This is a genomic window from Williamsia sp. Y844, assembly GCF_056786475.1.
On record NZ_JBXCJB010000001.1, the window covers coordinates 2,085,517 to 2,102,962 of the forward strand.

Consider the following 17,446-nt stretch of genomic DNA (forward strand, 5'->3'; position numbering starts at 1 on the left):
TAAGTTCAGGTGGGCAACAACTACATCCATCAGAAAGCGGAGACATCAACATGTCATTGATCGCACTTCTCGATCTCAAGTTCAAGGCTGAATCCCTCGACGACGCCAGGACCGTGATGAAGCGGGTTCTCGCGGAAACCAGGGCATTCGAAGGATGCGAAGGTGTCGAGGTGCTGATCGATCAGGCCGACCCGGCTCACTTTCTGGCTGTTGAACGCTGGGCATCCGCCGAGCACGATGCGAAATACCGGGAGTTCCGGGCGGGCGAGGGTGCGATCACCGATCTCGGGCCGCTGCTGGCCGGCCGGCCGGCTCTGACCGTCTACCAGGCTGACAGCGATATCTGAACACTGTCGCTGGGCGCAAGATCTGGTGTCTCGGTGCGGGCGGTCTCATTGACCGCCCGCACCGAGACGTTCAAACCACATCGATGTCGTCTCGGTAGGACTATCCGATGTCGAGACTGACGAATGACTGGTTCCGCGCCTGGCGCGACGGCCGTTGGCCCTTCGCGGCGGTGTGGTTGTTGTTTCTGGCCTATCCCATCGCGGAGACGGTGACGTCGACGTCTCTGACTTTCTCCGTCCGGGTTTTTGGCCTCGTCGCATTGGGCGTCTTTGCGCTGGGCTATCTGTTGTCTTGCGTATACCTGATCAACGATCTGGACCGGGCCACCGGCAGTTGGCGCCGCGGGGCAATTACCGGGTTCCTGTTACTCGCCGCCATCGCAGGCATGATGACGACCATCCTCCATGAGGAGGTCTTTGCGTTGGCGCCCTATCTGATGGCGTTGGCCTCCTTCGCCTTTCCGTTGCCGGTGGCAGTCGCGGTATGTGTGCTGCTGATGGGCGCCGCCGTGCTTTTGCCCGAGCTAGTCGACGATTGGCAGATCGACACCGGAATTGTGTTGATGTTGTTGGTGATCGGGCCGGTGTTGCTGACGGTACGGATGCTCCGAACCAGGGAGGAGTTGCGGGGAGAAGCCGCTGCGACTGCCCGTCGACTCGACGAACAACTCGCCATCATCGGTGAGAGGGAACGGGTGGCACGCGATGTACACGACATACTCGGTCATTCGCTGACCGTGTTGACTATCAAGGCCGAACTCGCAGGCCGGCTGGTCGATGTCGACCGTGCTGCCGCCAAAGCCGAGATAGCCGACCTGCACCGGATCTCTCGTGAGGCGCTTGCGGCGGTCCGGACAACCGTGGGCGGCTTGCGTTCTCCGGATCTCGATTCCGAATTACTCTCGGCGCATACAGCTTTGACGGCCGCGCAGATCATCCCTGAGCTCCCTTCGGACACGTCCGTCGTCCGCGTCGAGAATCGCACCCTGTTTGCCTGGGCGCTGCGTGAGGCCATCACAAATGTCGTCCGGCATTCAAGCGCGTCTTCATGCCGAGTAACACTGTCGCCCAGCATGATCTGCGTGATCGACGACGGCGTCGGACAGGCCGGCGGCGGTATCGGGAACGGTCTGCGTGGACTGCGGGAGCGCGTCGAGGCGGTCGGCGGGCTATTGGTTCTGGAAACCAGCGACGGTACAGCTGTCCGGGTCTCGGTCGAACAAGGAGAGACAGTTTGAGTGAGATCAGGCTGCTGGTCGCCGACGACCAGGCGTTGGTGCGCGGCGCGCTGGCCGCGCTGCTGAACCTGGAGTCGGATCTGACCGTTGTCGCTCAGGTGGGTCGAGGCGACGAAGTGCTCGAAGCGGCCCGAACCCACGCCTGCGACGTCTGCCTGCTCGATATCGAGATGCCCGGGATGGACGGAATCGAGGTGGCGAGCACCCTTCGGCGTGAACTGCCGTCCGTCCGCACCCTGATCGTGACGACATTCGGCAGGCCCGGATACCTGCGCCGAGCCGTTGAAGCAGGCGCCTCGGGGTTTGTTGTCAAAGACACCCCATCCGCGGACCTGGCCGATGCGGTACGTCGGGTCCATGCCGGACTCCGGGTCATCGACCCCACCCTCGCGACCGAGAGCCTGGCCACCGGAGGCAACCCACTGACAGAACGGGAGCGGGACGTGTTGCGGCTGGCGATGACAGGTGCGCCCGTCATCGAGATCGCTGCCCAGGTGCACCTGTCGGCGGGAACCGTGCGCAATTACCTGTCCAGTGCGATCGGCAAGACCGGGACCGGATCCAGGCTCCAGGCCGCGCGGATGGCTCAACAGCACGGTTGGCTCTGATCAGGTGCGCTCGGTCCTGTTTGTGATGTAGCCGACAAACGAACGTTCGGCAGCTGCGGGAATCGCCCGGAGGAGGGCGGCAGGGGTGGCTTTTTGCCGGGCGCGATTTCAATCCGGCGTGGGTGCCGTGAGAAAATAATTCGATGTTTGTTGCCGGGGTAATCCTCCGTGCAATGATCAGCGATCATCTGTGGTCAGCAACGGCGCTGGCTAGAGCATGTGGGACTGGCCTACGGGCACGTAAGTGCAGGTGGAGCGAGTGTTTAGGTTTACCTTAGCTGGTTAACGTCCCACGTGTGTAACCACTGCTGAAGCGGTGCGCTCCGACTGAGCGCGATGTTTAAGGGCGAATAGTATGAAGCACGCTCCCGGCCCGATTGGGCTCTACGACCCGCAGAACGAGCACGACTCCTGCGGTGTCGCTTTTGTTGTCGACATGCATGGTCGGCGTAGCCGCGACATCGTCGACAAGGCGATCTCGGCCCTGGTGAACCTCGAACATCGTGGCGCTGCCGGCGCTGAGCCGAACACCGGTGACGGTGCCGGGATCATGATCCAGGTTCCCGACCGCTTCTTCCGTGCGGTTGTCGACTTCGAACTGCCTGCCGAGGGCTCGTATGCCACTGGCATGGCGTTCCTGCCGCAGGGTTCGGCCGACGCCAAGACCGCGTGTGACGGTGTCGAGAAGATCGTGACGTCCGAGGGCCTGACCGTCCTGGGCTGGCGCGATGTCCCCATCGAAGAGGCTTCGCTGGGCGCGCTCGCGCGTGACGCCATGCCGACCTTCCGCCAGATCTTCATCGCGGGAGAGAGCGGCGACAACCTCGAGCGTCGTGCATACGTGGTGCGCAAGCGGGTCGAGACCGAACTCGGCGCCAAGGGTGCCGGACAGGACGGACCCGGTCGCGAGACCGTCTACTTCCCAAGCCTTTCCGGTCGTACCTTCGTATACAAGGGCATGCTGACCACCCCGCAGCTGCGTGGTTTCTACATCGACCTGCAAGACGAGCGTGTCGAAAGCGCACTGGGCCTGGTCCATTCGCGCTTCTCCACCAACACGTTCCCGAGCTGGCCGCTTGCCCACCCCTTCCGGCGCGTTGCCCACAACGGTGAGATCAACACCGCAACCGGCAACGAGAACTGGATGCGGGCCCGCGAGGCGCTCATCGACACCAGCGTCTTCGGTGAAGGCACCGCGGAGAAGATCTTCCCCGTGGTCACCGAGGGTGCCTCCGACACCGCGCGATTCGACGAGGTTCTCGAACTCCTGCATCTCGGTGGGCGCAGCCTGCCGCACGCGATGCTGATGATGATCCCGGAAGCCTGGGAGCGTCACGAGTCGATGAAGCCGGAGCACCGGGCGTTCTACGAGTACCACTCGACCCTCATGGAGGCATGGGACGGACCGGCATCGGTCTGTTTCACCGACGGCACCCTGATCGGTGCGGTCCTCGACCGCAACGGCCTGCGCCCGAGCCGCATCTGGGTCACCAAAGACGGCCTGGTCGTCATGGCCTCGGAGGTCGGCGTCCTCGACATCGACCACGGAGACGTGGTGCAGAAGCTGCGCCTGAAGCCCGGCCGGATGTTCCTGGTGGACACCGCCGCCGGCCGCATCGTCGACGATGCCGAGATCAAGGACGAGCTCGCCGCCGCGCACCCGTACCAACAGTGGCTCGACGAGGGCATGAAGCACCTCGATGACCTGCCCGGTGAGCCGCACACCCACATGGCCCACGACCGGGTCAAGCTGCGTCAGCAGGTGTTCGGATACACCACCGAGGACATCAGCCTGCTCGTCGAACCGATGGCCCGCACGGGCGCCGAGGCGATCGGATCGATGGGCACCGACACGCCCATCGCCGTGCTCTCGAAGCGTTCGCGGATGCTGTTCGACTACTTCCAGCAGATGTTCGCGCAGGTCACCAACCCGCCGTTGGACGCGATCCGCGAAGAGGTCGTCACCAGCATCGGTGGCACGATCGGGCGTGAGGCCGATCTGCTGAACCCGGGCCCAGAGTCGTGCAAGCAGATCGTGCTTCCGCAGCCGATCCTCGACAACGACAACCTGGCCAAGCTGGTGCGTCTGGGCGAGGACGAGCGGTACGCCGACTACCGCAGTGTGCAGATCCGTGGCCTGTATCCGGTTGCCGAAGGTGGCGCCGGACTGCGTAAGGCCATCGACGATGTCCGCACGCAGGTCTCCGCGGCGATCGCCGACGGTGCCCGCCTGGTGGTCCTCTCGGATCGCGAGTCCGACGAGACCCTCGCCCCGATTCCGTCGCTGCTGCTGACCTCGGCCGTGCACCATCACCTGGTCCGGGAGAAGACTCGCACCCAGGTGGGCCTGCTGGTGGAGGCCGGTGACGCCCGCGAGGTGCACCACATGGCTGCACTCGTCGGTTTCGGTGCCGCCGCGATCAACCCGTACATGGCGCTGGAGACCATCGAAGATCTCGCTCTGCGCGGCGTTCTCGGCGGTATGGATTACCAGACCGCCCAGAAGAACTACATCAAGGCCGCAGGCAAGGGCGTCCTCAAGGTGATGTCGAAGATGGGCATCTCCACGTTGGCGTCGTACACCGGAGCCCAGCTGTTCCAGGTCATCGGCATCGACCAGGAAACCGTCGACGAGTACTTCACCGGCCTGCGGTCCCATCTCGGTGGCATCGGTCTCGATGAGATCGCCGCCGAGGTTGCCGTCCGCCATGCCGTGGCCTTCACCGACCGTCCCGAAGAGCGCGCGCATCGCGAGCTCGAGGTCGGCGGCGAGTACCAGTGGCGTCGCGAAGGCGAATACCACCTGTTCAACCCGGACACCGTCTTCAAGCTGCAGCACTCCACCCGCACCGGCCAGTACTCGGTGTTCAAGGAGTACACGAAGCTCGTCGACGACCAGTCCAAGCAGATCGCTTCGCTGCGTGGTCTTTTCAACTTCAATTTCGGTGACCGTGATCCGATCCCGATCGATCGGGTCGAGCCGGCCAGCGAGATCGTCAAGCGCTTCTCGACCGGTGCGATGAGCTTCGGCTCCATCTCCGCCGAGGCGCACGAGACCCTCGCGATCGCGATGAACCGTCTCGGTGGCCGCTCCAACTCCGGCGAGGGCGGCGAGAACGTTCGTCGTTTCGAGCCGGACGAGAACGGCGACTGGCGTCGCAGTGCCATCAAGCAGGTCGCGTCGGGACGTTTCGGCGTCAACTCGCACTACCTGACCAACTGCACCGACATCCAGATCAAGATGGCCCAGGGTGCGAAACCCGGTGAGGGTGGACAGCTTCCGCCGCACAAGGTGTACCCGTGGGTCGCCGAGGTCCGGGGTTCGACTCCCGGTGTCGGCCTGATCTCGCCGCCGCCGCATCACGACATCTACTCGATCGAGGATCTCGCTCAGCTGATCCACGACCTGAAGAACGCGAATCCGGAAGCTCGGATTCACGTGAAACTTGTGTCCGAAGTGGGCGTCGGAACGGTCGCCGCAGGTGTGTCGAAGGCACACGCCGACGTGGTGCTGATCTCCGGCCACGACGGCGGTACCGGTGCCACGCCACTGACATCCGAGAAGCATGCCGGCGGACCCTGGGAACTCGGCCTCGCCGAAACCCAGCAGACGCTGCTGCTCAACGGACTTCGTGACCGCATCGTGGTGCAGGTCGACGGCCAGCTCAAGACCGGTCGCGACGTGGTTGTCGCCGCGCTGCTCGGTGGCGAGGAGTTCGGTTTCGCCACCGCACCATTGGTGGTCGCCGGCTGCGTGATGATGCGCGTCTGCCATCTGGACACCTGCCCCGTGGGTGTTGCTACGCAGAACCCATTGCTGCGCGAGCGGTTCACCGGCAAGCCCGAGTTCGTCGAGAACTTCTTCATGTACATCGCCGAAGAGGTCCGGGAACTGCTGGCACGCTTGGGCTTCCGCACCCTGCAGGATGCTGTCGGCCAGGTGCAGATGCTCGACACCGCCAAGGCTCTGGACCACTGGAAGTCGGCGAAGGCGGGCAAGCTCGACCTGTCGGCGATCCTGGTGCAGCCGGATTCACCGTTCATGAACCAGGACCTGTACTGCTCCGGCAGCCAGGACCACGCGCTGGACAAGGCCCTCGATCAGCAATTGATCGCCCAGGCCCGTCCCGCGATCGACAAGGGTGAGCGGGTGGCCTTCACGTCGAAGATCGCCAACGTCAACCGCACTGTCGGGACGATGCTCGGTCACGAGATCACCAAGAACTACGGGGCCAACGGACTGCCTGACGGCACCGTGATCATCGACTTCACGGGTTCGGCGGGCAACAGCTTCGGCGCGTTTGTGCCCAAGGGTGTGACGCTGCGCCTCAAGGGTGACGCCAACGACTTCGTCGGCAAGGGCCTGTCGGGTGGCCGCATCGTGGTTGCACCTGCAGACAACGCCCCCGAAGGCTTTGTGGCAGAAGAGAACATCATCGCGGGCAACGTGATCGGATTCGGCGCCACCGGCGGCGAGATCCTGCTTCGCGGAGTGGTCGGCGAACGATTCTGCGTACGTAACTCCGGTGTCACCGCGGTGGTCGAGGGTGTTGGCGACCACGGCTGTGAGTACATGACCGGTGGACGGGTGGTGGTCCTCGGATCGACCGGCCGTAACTTCGCGGCCGGTATGTCCGGTGGTATCGCCTACGTCTACGACCCCGCAGGCGAATTGGCGGCGAATCTGAACACCGAACTCGTTCAGCCCGAATCGCTCGAAACAGACGACCTCGAGTTCCTCGAGAACATCGTGAACAAACATCGCAACGAGACCGGTTCGCCGGTCGCACAGGCGATCCTGGACGATTGGGCAAACAAGGCCCAGAACTTCGTCAAGGTGATGCCGCGTGATTACAAGCGAGTGTTGCTGGCCATCGCGGCAGCAGAGAAGGACGGACGCAGCGTGGACGAGGCAGTTATGGAGGCCGCACGTGGCTGATCAGCGAGGTTTCATCAAGCACCCGAAACGGGAACTGCCGCAGCGCCGGCCGGTACCGCTGCGCCTGATGGACTGGAAAGAGGTCTATGAGGACTTCGACAAGAACACCCTCAAGACCCAGGCCAGCCGTTGCATGGACTGCGGTATCCCGTTCTGCCATAACGGTTGCCCGTTGGCCAACCTCATTCCCGAGTGGAATGACCTGGTGTACAAGGATCGCTGGGCCGACGGCATCGACCGGTTGCACGCCACCAACAACTTCCCGGAGTTCACCGGACGCCTGTGTCCGGCACCGTGTGAGGCGTCGTGTGTGCTGGGCATCAACCAGCCGGCCGTCACCATCAAGCAGGTCGAGCTCGAGCTCATCGAGAATGCGTTCGACGAGAGCTGGGTCACCCCGGTGCTGCCGTCGGTGAAAACCGGCAAGTCGGTTGCGGTTGTCGGTTCGGGCCCGGCGGGCCTGGCCGCGGCACAGCAGCTCACCCGCGCCGGCCACGATGTCACCGTCTTCGAGCGGGCCGACCGGATCGGTGGCCTGCTGCGGTACGGCATCCCCGAGTTCAAGATGGAGAAGCGCTTCATCGACCGTCGCCTCGAGCAGATGGAGGCCGAGGGCACCACATTCCGTCCCGGAGTCAACGTGGGCGTCGACCTCACCGTCGACCAGCTGCGATCCGACTTCGACTCGGTGATCCTCTGCAACGGCTCCACCGTGGGCCGCGATCTGCCGATCCCCGGGCGCGAGCTCACCGGCATCCACCAGGCGATGGAGTTCCTGCCCTGGGCCAACAAGGTGCAGCACGGCGACGACGTCCTCGACTCCGATGGCCAGCCGCCGATCACGGCCAAGGGTAAAAAGGTCATCATCATCGGCGGTGGCGACACCGGTGCCGACTGCCTCGGGACCTCGCTCCGCCAGGGCGCCGAGATCGTGCATCAGTTCGAGATCATGCCGCGTCCCCCGGAAGAGCGTGCGGAGTCGACTCCGTGGCCGACCTACCCACTCATGTTCCGCGTCTCGTCGGCGCACGAAGAGGGCGGCGAGCGTGTCTTCTCCGTGAACACCGAGGAGTTCCTCGGTGAAGACGGACGGGTCACCGGGTTGAAGGCGCATGAGGTCGTGATGAACGCCGGACGCTTCGAGAAGGTCGAGGGCAGCGAGTTCGAGCTCGAGGCCGATCTGGTCCTGCTGGCCATGGGCTTTGTTGGACCCGAGCGCGGCGACTTCCTCGACAAGCTCGGCGTTGCCTACAACGAACGCGGAAACGTCAAGCGTGACAACAACTTCGAGTCGACCGTACCCGGCGTGTTCGTGGCCGGAGACGCCGGACGCGGGCAGTCGCTGATCGTCTGGGCGATCGCTGAGGGACGGTCGGCAGCAGCTGCCGCCGACACGTACCTGACCGGTTCCTCGTTGCTGCCGACGCCGATCGAACCGACGCAGGCACCTCAGCGATAGGTGATGCGAAATCCTCCCGGGCCTGAGAGGATGTGCACGGGCGAGGAGCGATATCAGATCGTTACCATGCTTCGTGTTTTCGGATCAGCGGAGGAAACGGCATGCGGTTGCGTCGATGGGTCAGTGCGTTCGCGGCGGGGATACTGACAGCGGGAACGCTGACGGCGCTGTCCATTCCGATTGCCTCGGCTGATCCGGAGGACTGCCCGGAGCTCTACGTGTTGGCGATTCCCGGTACCTGGGAGAAGTCGGCCGACGCTCAGATCCGGGGGATGCTCGCGTATCCGACCACGGGTCTGGGCTCGGAAACGAAAACCCAGCTGGTCGGCTACAACGCCACCGCCTTCCCCTGGGAAGACGGCGGCAGCATCTACGGCGAGTCCAAGGCGCAGGCCGTGGCCAACGCCGAGGGTCTGGCGGTCGTGATGACCAAGCGGTGCCCCGGCACCAAGGTCGCGCTGATCGGCTACAGCCAGGGCGCGGACGCGGCGGGCGACGTGGCCGCCGACATCGGGACCGGACGAGGTGTCATCTCACCGGCCAAGTTCGCCGGTGCCGTACTCATCTCCGATCCTCGGAGGTCGAAGCAGGATGCGCTGATCGGTCCGAAGCTGAGCGGTGAGGGCAACGGTGGGCCGCGGCAGGGTGGATTCGGCTGGGTCAAGAACCGCACCTTCACCATCTGCGAGCCGAACGACCAGTACTGCAATGTGCCCCGCGACTACTACGTCTCCCGGATCGCCGGCTACCTCGCGGAAACCAGTGACCCGAACCCGGATCAGGTTGCCCAGTACCAACTCGAAGCCGCAGCGATCGTCGGTGAATTGATCACCCAGGGCGGTCCGGGCGCACTCGTCGATGAACTGAGCAACGAAAAGGCCCGAGCGCAGATCGTCGCCTTCGACAAGTTCCTGCAGTCGGGTTCCCACGGCAGCTATGCCGACTTCGAGGTGCAGCCCGGAGTGAGCGCACTGCAGTGGGCACAGAACTTCCTCGCGGGTCTCGCATAGGTCAGCTGGTTCGCACGTGTGGCTGTTGGGGCAGATGTGACTCACCCGCGTGTTCTCCGTAGAATCGGAAGTTCACCGGCGTAACGTGACCTACGCAACATTGTGTACCGCATTGAGGTGCTGACCTGCGGAGAGTAACGCCGCAATCGGCCAACACGACACATGACACAGATGCCGTAGACGGGCCGAAGAGTGTCACGCGAACCGTCTGCAGTACCGTGAATATTTTCCGCAGTAGTAAAACAGGATGTGATCAGTCGTGAAACTGGCGAACTCCCGCACCCGGCGCCGGACTCAAATTCTTGGGATGACTCCACACCTCTTCGGGTCGAATGGACTGATCGCCCATCGTCGGCTGGCCCGGATGTTCCCCGAAGACGGCGAGCGTCTGGCGACCTCGGCGGATCTTCGTCAGTTCAACCTCTGATCGCTCGATCCCGCGAATTCGTCGATCAGCCGTGCGGTGACCGCCGGCTGCTGGACCACGAAATAATGTCGGGCCGGGTTCACCGCCCGGTACTCGGCACCCAGCTGCGCCGCATACCGGCGTTGCTTCCATTCCCAGTAGATCCTGACCGGGGTACGCCGCCCCGAAACCGCTGACACGACAAGTGTTGGAGCGAGCAGCTCGGCGGTCCGGCGCAACCCGATCAGTTCGGAATTGAGCACCCCGAACGCCGTCTGCTCCACCAGCAGTGCTCGGGGATAGTTCTTCCCGCCGAAAACCTCTGCGATCCAGGTCTTCTGTTGATCATCGAACCCGTCCGGCGCTCCGGGATATGTGGCGATCGCATGGCCGACAACGCCTGCGGAGCGGGGTAACGGCAGCTTGTTGATCAAACTTGCCGCCACATGCGCGAACCGATTGCTCCAACTCGGCGGCACGAATTGCAGCGGCACCACCACATACGAACCGTCGAGCATGATCACACCGGCAACGCGCTCGGGTCTGCTGCGCGCATACGCCTCCGCATACAGCGACGCGAGCGAATGCCCGACCACGAGAACCGGCTCAGTGATTCCGAGGGCGTCGAGGATCTGATCGATGCGTTCGCCCTCGGCGGCCAGCGACGGGACCTCGCCTTCGGGCAACGGCTCGGAGAAACCGTAACCCGGACGGTCATAGCGGATGATCGTCCACCGATCCTCGAGCAGTTGGGTCGCCTGATCGAAGTCGAACCAGTTGCCGCCCAATGCCGCCAGATACAACAGCGGCGGGCCCTGGCCATCGACCACCACATGGGTCCTGCGGCCGGCAATGGTCAGAAAACTCCCGGGTGGCTGCACCTCCGCAGTGTAGTCGGGGCGCCCCGTATACCGAGGTCAGGCTACTTGCGGCCGCCCACAAGATCGCGCATCTGTTCACGGCGATCGACATATTTTCCGTAACGAAGGCGGGCCCTATCGATCTTCGTCTGCGAATAGAAGCGTCTGGCCCAATAGGAATCGGGATGGGCCAAGCGCAGCGAGCCGAAGAATCCCAAGAGCGGTACCGGCAAACCGATCAGGCCGGTGGCGAGCTTGCCCTTCAACAAACAGATGACCGTATAGAGCAGGTGGACCAGCACTCCCAACGCGACCAGCGTGCCGCCCAAGGCATTGGAGTGCGGTTCGTTCTCACCGATGGGGGAGGTGGCGATCAGCATGGCCAGGCCCACCACGGCCGCGATCATCACCGCGTCGATGGACTTGCGGCCCTCCTCGGACCAATAGACGTCCTCAAGGTGTAACCACAGCGCGAATTCGTCGAGGGCCAACGCCGCCCCGATCCCGAACAGGGTGGCGAGCACTTCAAGCCACGGGGCATCCGGCCGGAATCTGAACTCGAGCAGAGCGGCGACAAGCACCAGCAGGATGCCCCACACCTGGTGGTGGATGTGGACACCACCGATATAGATGTCGTTCACCGGACCCGAGTCGCGCTCGCCGGCCGGGTCGTTCTTGCGGGCCTTGATCGACAGCGTCAACCGCCGGGTGATCGCATACGCGACGATGAAGCCGATCAAGGCCGCCAATGCCGCAGAGCGGCCGGTCTCGACAATATGTGTGTGAAACCAATTCACTACTTGTTCGAACCGCTCTACTTGGGTTTCGCGAGTGGGAATGCGAGCGTCTCGCGGATCGACTGCCCGGTGAGGAGCATGACGATCCGGTCCACGCCGATACCCAGGCCGCCGGTCGGCATCATCCCGTGTTCGAGGGCCTGCAAGAAGTCCTCGTCGAGTTCCATCGCCTCGGGATCACCGCCTGCCGCTAGCAACGACTGCTCGGTGAGACGTTTGCGCTGCTCCACCGGATCGGTGAGTTCGGTGTAGGCCGTGCCCAATTCGACACCCCAGGCCACCAGGTCCCAGCGTTCGGTGACACCCGGAATGGTCCGGTGCTGACGGGTCAGCGGCGACACCGACGTCGGGAAGTCCTTGTAGAACGTCGGGAACATGGTCTGGTCCTCGACGAGGTGCTCGTACATCTCCAGCGCCACCTGGCCGGCATCCCAGTCGTTGCGGTAGGCGATCTCGTGCTTGTCGCACAACTCTTTGAGGTACTCGACCTCGGAGTACGGGGTGACCTCTTCGCCGATCGCCTCGGACACCGCGCCGTGCAGGGTCTTCACCGGCCATTCACCGGAGATGTCGACCTTCTCGATCTCCCCGTCCTTGCCCTCGATGTAGACCACCTGCTCGCCGTGTGCGGCGACCGCGGCGTTCTGGATCATCTTCCGGGTCAGATGCAGCATCCGGTCGTAATCACTGTGTGCCTCATAGGCTTCGAGGCTGGTGAACTCCGGGTTGTGCTTGAAGTCCACACCTTCGTTGCGGAAGTTGCGGCCCATCTCGAACACCCGCTCCATGCCGCCGACGCACAGCCGCTTGAGGTAGAGCTCGGGTGCGATGCGCAGGTAGAGATCGAGATCGTAGGCGTTGATGTGGGTGCGGAACGGTGCCGCGTTGGCGCCACCGTGGATTTGCTGCAGGATCGGTGTCTCGACCTCCAGGTAATCTCGGCCGGAAAGGAAATCGCGCATCGACTTCACGATCGCGCTGTGGACCCGCATCAGTTCACGGGCGCGTGGATTGACGGTCAGGTCCACATACCGTTGGCGCACACGGGCTTCGGGGTCGGTGAGTCCACTCCACTTGTCCGGCAACGGATGCAGGCACTTGCCGAGCATCCGCCAGTCCTTGGCCAGCAGCGACAACTCGCCCTTGCGGCTACGTCCGACGGTGCCGCTGACCTCGATGAGGTCGCCGAGATCTACGGTTGCGGCCAGGTCAAGCGTGTCGGGTTTGAGTGCAGCCGAATCCACCAGTACCTGCATGTCGCCACTCCAGTCGCGCACATCGCAGAACACCACCTTGCCGAAGTCGCGCATCCGGATCACCCGTCCCGCGATGCGGCCGGTGGTGCCCTGGGGTGCGGCCACGGCCTGGGCGATGGTGTGTGTCGGCGGATAGGCAGGCGGGTACGGATCGATCCCGGCGGCTGTGAGCGCTTCGAGCTTGGCCAGACGCACCCGGACCTGTTCCGGACGTCGCGGACCGCGATGCTCTCTCTCGCCTTCACTTTCGATCAGTTCGGCGATCCGGTCGATGTCCACGCCCGGGGGGACCGACGACGAGCCACCCGTGAAGTCGCCGCCCCTGTCGAACTTGGGCAGCTTCACAAAACCTTCGTTGACCACCGCCGCCAGGCCGACGCGCGGCACGGTGCGGGCGTCCTCGAAACAGAGGAAACGGGGCACCCATTCGGGCTGGTACTTGGCGTTCGACTTGTAGAGCGACTCCATCTGCACATACTTCGAGGCAAAGGTCAGCGCGCCGTACATCGCCCGCATGATTGGGCCGGCACCGATGGTGCCGCCTTCTTCGAAAACCGCGCGGAAAGCCGCGAAGTTCATTGAGATGTAAAGGATCCCGAATGCCTCTGCGTTCTCGGCGAACTCGGTCACCATCGTCTCGGTGAGGCCGTTGATCGAATCGTGGTCGCGCCGCATCACATCGAGCGAGGCGCCGGTGCTGCCCCACGGCACGAACGACAGCATGCCGACGACCTTCTCGTCGTTTGTCCCCGCATTCTGAACGGCTTCGACCAGGATCGACCGCCCGTCCTTGGGGTCGCCGAGGCGGCCGAGCGCCATCGAGAAGCCGCGCTCCTCGTCGGTATCCCGCCAGGCATCGGCGCGAGCGATCATGGCGGACATCTGTTCTGGCGTCAGATCTTCGTGGCGGCAGATCCGGACGGTGATCCCCGCACGCTTGGTGCGCGCCACCGACTGCCGCACCGCCTTCATGTCAGGCCCGTTGAGGTTGTAGCCGCGCGCGTGGATGATGGCCTCGTCGCCGATGTTGAGCGTTTTGAGACCGGCGGCATCCCATTGTTCGGCACCGGTGACACTGACCCCGATCGCTCCGGGATGCCAGCCGTACTTGTCACAGATCTTCAGGAACTCGGCGATCGCATCCGGCCAATATTTCTTGTCGCCGACGGGATCTCCACCAGCCATCGCGGTGCCGACCTCCACGCGGTAGGTGATCGCGGCCAATCCGTTGGGGGCGAACACCACTGCCTTGTCGTGCCGCGTCGAGAAGTAGGCCAGTGAATCGTCGCCGCTGTATCCGTCGATCAACAGGCGGATCAGGCGTTCGTCGTCGGGAGTCATCGAGTTGTCGGAGCGCTGCGAGCGGAACAGGATCAGCGCCGCTGCAATGAGCGCAAGAGCCCCGAGAACACCGAGCAGGGTGTCGATCGGCTGATACGAGTGGTACTTGTCGTAGTCGGTCGAGATGTCGACCGACCCAAACGTCACAACATGATTGATCGCATACGGCAAACGGTGGGACTGCGGGAGTGTGTCCGGCCAGATCTCGACGAGCGCCCAGCCGATGAGCGATGCGGCGACCAGGCCTGCGACCAGAACTCCCAGGGCGCGCCAGATCGCTCCGCGGCGGACCTTTGTGTAGAACTGCTGGTAGCTGGCAGCGAGATACACCAGGGCGAGCAACTGGAACGCGAGTCCGATGAAGATGTTGATCCGGACCACGGTGTTGACGCCGTTCTCGGATGCCAACGGCTCGAACAGGTAGACAACGTTGGCCGTACCGAACAACAGGATGTAGGCAACGGTCAGCCACCATGCGACGCGCTTGCGCGAGGCGAGCGCAAAAGCCAAGAGCGCCAGCACAAGAGCCCATGCCAGGCTGGTGTCAGGCGCCGAGACGAGGTAGTTGTCGATGTAATCGCGCGGCACTTCGGTGAGGCGGCGGAACTGATACGAAAGGCTGCTGAGCAGGGAGATCCCGGCCAGAACGCCGACAACCCAACTGGCGTACCGGGGAGCAGTCCGGAACCATCCCGCAGGCGGCGTCAATCTGGATGGTTTGACGATGGGTGAGCTTGTCTCGGAGATGGTTTCGGGTGTTTCGACGCTCACAGGTGGGTGCCTTTCCGCAGCTGGTCCGTAACAACGTTAACGTGCGGATGAGATGATTGGATCGTGAGCCGACAAACAGTTCCGATCCGTGATGACTCAATCCGTCTGGGCCAGTTCCTGAAACTGGCCAATCTCATCGAATCCGGCGCCGAGGCCAAGGAGGTGATCGCCGACGGCCTGGTCAGTGTCAACGGTGAAGTCGAGACCCGGCGTGGGCGGCAGCTTGTTGTCGGCGACGTCGTGGAGATCGGCGGCTTCGAAGCCGCCGTGGGTGCGCCCGAGTGATCGGTGCCTTTATTACCCGTCAGTAGGAAGTGTCGTTAGGCTGAGGGTCATGAGCGAAACGACGTTTGTAGCAACCGCCGACCTCGTCGATGAGATCGGCCCGGATGTCCGCAGCTGTGATGTCCAGTTCACCCAGTACGGCGGCACCCGGGAGTTCGTCGGACCGGTCACCACGGTCAAGTGCTTCCAGGACAACGCGCTCCTGAAGTCGATCCTCTCCGAACCCGGCAACGGTGGCGTCCTGGTGATCGACGGGGCGAACTCGCTGCACACCGCGCTGGTCGGCGACGTGATCGCCGAACTCGGCCGCAGCAATGGATGGTCGGGGATCATCGTCAACGGGGCCATCCGCGATTCGAAGTTGATCGGCGCGATGGACATCGGCGTCAAGGCGCTCGGGACCAACCCGCGCAAGTCGACCAAGAGCGGTGTCGGCGAGCGTGATGTCCCGATCGAGCTCGGTGGCGTCACATTCAATCCAGGCGACCTCGCGTACAGCGATGACGACGGCATCGTCCTCGTCGCACCCGCGGAGTAGGGGCAGCATCATGGCAAAACCTGATCAGAGCACCTTCGACCGGCTCCGTGGGCTGGTCGCCATCGACGATGCCGACGCGCGGCCGACACGGCCGGTGCTCGAGGCGTTCAGCGGCACCGAGATGACGACGATCCCGGTGGGCACCGCCGACGACGTCACCGTTGCCTTTGAGAAGGCGCGCATCGCGCAGGCGGACTGGTCGAAGCTCTGGCCGCGGGACCGGGCGCAGATCCTGACCGATTTTGCCGACCTGGTGATGAAGAACCGCGACGCCCTGGCCGACATGGCGCAGGCCGAGACCGGCAAAGCCCGCGGATACGCCCAGGAAGAGGTGCTGGACGTGGCGATGACCGCCCGGCACTACGCCAAGACCGGCCCGAAACTACTGGCCGCGGGCCGGGTCAAGGGAATGCTCCCGATCGTGACCGACACCCGCGTTCGATACCAGGCCAAAGGTGTGGTCGGGGTGATCTCGCCATGGAATTACCCGATGACTCTGGCAGTGTCCGACGGGCTGGCGGCGCTGATGGCAGGCAACGGGGTGGTCCTCAAGCCCGACAGCCAGACCCCGTACTGCGCACTCGCGGTGGTCGAACTGCTGTACCGGGCCGGTCTGCCTCGTGAGCTGTTCGCCGTGGTGCCCGGACCGGGTTCGGTGGTCGGCCAGGCGATCGTCGCCCACGCCGACTATCTGATGTTCACCGGTTCCTCGGCCACCGGCGCACAGCTCGCCGAACAGGCCGGTCGTCGGCTCATCGGATTCTCCGCCGAACTCGGCGGCAAGAACCCGATGATCATCACCAAAACCGCCGACATCGACAAGGCCGTCGAGGGGGCGGTGCGCGCGTCGTACTCCAACTCGGGACAGCTCTGCATCTCGATCGAACGGATCTACGTCGAGAACTCTGCGGCCGCCGACTTCGCCGCGAAGTTCGCACGCCGGGTCGCGGCGATGTCCATCGGTGACGCCTACGACTTCTCCACCGAGATGGGTTCGCTGGCGTCGGCCGCGCAGGTCGACGCGATCGAGGCGCACGTCGAAGACGCCAAGACCAAGGGGGCCACCGTCCTGGCCGGTGGTCGGCGGCGTCCGGATCTCGGCCCGTTCTTCTATGAGCCGACGGTGTTGGCCGGTGTGGAAGAGGGCATGGACTGCTATGCCGACGAGACGTTCGGTCCGCTGGTGTCGATCTATCCGGTCGAGTCGGTCGACGAGGCCATCGAACGCGCCAATGACACCGAATATGGTTTGAACGCAAGCGTTTTTGCCGGTTCATCGGAAGAGGGTCGAAGGATCGCCGCAGAACTTCGCGCAGGCACCGTCAACATCAATGAGGGCTACGCGGCCGCCTGGGGATCGACTGCGGCCCCGATGGGTGGCATGGGCAAGTCTGGCGTCGGACGTCGTCACGGTGTCGAGGGACTCCTGAAATACACCGAACCGCAGACCGTCGCCGAGCAACGCATCATCGGCCTCGGCGGCATCAAAGGCGTGCCACGGTCGTTGTTCATGCGGATCGTTCCGGCGTTCATCAAGTCACTGAAGTTGTTGCCCGGTCGCTGACCTCTCCGCGACCGGGCGCGGACAACT

The 17,446-nt window shown here is 63.7% G+C and carries 12 protein-coding genes; 9 read left to right on the top strand and 3 right to left on the bottom strand.

Annotated elements, in window-relative coordinates; translation table 11 throughout:
• The first annotated feature begins 50 nt into the window (after positions 1-50).
• The 6 genes from AC1TQG_RS09435 to AC1TQG_RS09460 all read left to right on the top strand — a co-directional run bounded on the left by AC1TQG_RS09435 (position 51) and on the right by AC1TQG_RS09460 (position 9,601).
• The gene (locus AC1TQG_RS09435; RefSeq protein ID WP_482136657.1) at positions 51-347 is read left to right on the top strand and encodes a putative quinol monooxygenase; all 297 of its coding nucleotides are present in this window, start codon (positions 51-53) and stop codon (positions 345-347) included.
• A 107-nt stretch (positions 348-454) separates the two neighbouring features.
• A complete protein-coding gene (locus AC1TQG_RS09440) occupies positions 455-1,585 on the top strand; it encodes a sensor histidine kinase (protein WP_482136658.1) in 1,131 nt (376 codons plus the stop codon).
• Positions 1,582-2,193, top strand: coding sequence for a response regulator transcription factor (locus AC1TQG_RS09445; RefSeq protein ID WP_482136659.1), 612 nt, complete (start codon positions 1,582-1,584; stop codon positions 2,191-2,193). Before AC1TQG_RS09440 ends, AC1TQG_RS09445 begins: the two co-directional genes overlap by 4 nt.
• Before the next feature lie 355 nt (positions 2,194-2,548).
• Positions 2,549-7,132, top strand: coding sequence for a glutamate synthase large subunit (gltB, locus tag AC1TQG_RS09450; RefSeq protein WP_482136660.1), 4,584 nt, complete (start codon positions 2,549-2,551; stop codon positions 7,130-7,132).
• Positions 7,125-8,591, top strand: coding sequence for a glutamate synthase subunit beta (locus AC1TQG_RS09455; protein WP_482136661.1), 1,467 nt, complete (start codon positions 7,125-7,127; stop codon positions 8,589-8,591). Before gltB ends, AC1TQG_RS09455 begins: the two co-directional genes overlap by 8 nt.
• Positions 8,592-8,692: 101 nt before the next feature.
• Positions 8,693-9,601, top strand: a complete 909-nt coding sequence (locus tag AC1TQG_RS09460) for a cutinase family protein (RefSeq protein ID WP_482136662.1) — start codon at positions 8,693-8,695, stop codon at positions 9,599-9,601.
• Positions 9,602-10,012: 411 nt separating this feature from the next.
• Here the strand turns inward: AC1TQG_RS09460 and AC1TQG_RS09465 are convergent, their stop codons facing one another.
• Genes AC1TQG_RS09465 through lysX form a run of 3 tightly spaced genes read right to left on the bottom strand, consistent with a single transcriptional unit; the run spans position 10,013 to position 15,032 of the window.
• Entirely contained in the window at positions 10,013-10,888 is an 876-nt protein-coding gene (locus tag AC1TQG_RS09465; protein WP_482136663.1) for an alpha/beta fold hydrolase, read from the bottom strand.
• A 41-nt stretch (positions 10,889-10,929) separates the two neighbouring features.
• Positions 10,930-11,664 carry a hypothetical protein gene (locus AC1TQG_RS09470; RefSeq protein ID WP_482136664.1) on the bottom strand — a complete coding sequence of 245 codons (735 nt, stop codon included), beginning with the start codon at positions 11,662-11,664 and terminating at the stop codon, positions 10,930-10,932.
• 17 nt (positions 11,665-11,681) lie between these two features.
• Positions 11,682-15,032 (bottom strand): bifunctional lysylphosphatidylglycerol synthetase/lysine--tRNA ligase LysX, encoded by a 3,351-nt coding sequence (gene lysX / locus AC1TQG_RS09475; RefSeq protein ID WP_482136665.1) that lies wholly within the window; start codon positions 15,030-15,032, stop codon positions 11,682-11,684.
• A gap of 63 nt (positions 15,033-15,095) precedes the next feature.
• On the opposite strand from lysX, the gene AC1TQG_RS09480 reads away from it, so the two are divergent.
• The 3 genes from AC1TQG_RS09480 to AC1TQG_RS09490 are packed head-to-tail and all read left to right on the top strand — an operon-like array spanning position 15,096 to position 17,419.
• Complete coding sequence (locus AC1TQG_RS09480) at positions 15,096-15,317, top strand: RNA-binding S4 domain-containing protein (protein ID WP_482136666.1); 222 nt, start codon at positions 15,096-15,098, stop codon at positions 15,315-15,317.
• 49 nt (positions 15,318-15,366) lie between these two features.
• On the top strand, positions 15,367-15,855 hold the full coding sequence (gene rraA, locus AC1TQG_RS09485; protein ID WP_482136667.1) for a ribonuclease E activity regulator RraA: 489 nt from the start codon (positions 15,367-15,369) through the stop codon (positions 15,853-15,855).
• Positions 15,856-15,865: 10 nt separating this feature from the next.
• Positions 15,866-17,419, top strand: a complete 1,554-nt coding sequence (locus AC1TQG_RS09490) for a succinic semialdehyde dehydrogenase (RefSeq protein WP_482136668.1) — start codon at positions 15,866-15,868, stop codon at positions 17,417-17,419.
• The last annotated feature ends 27 nt before the right edge of the window (positions 17,420-17,446 follow it).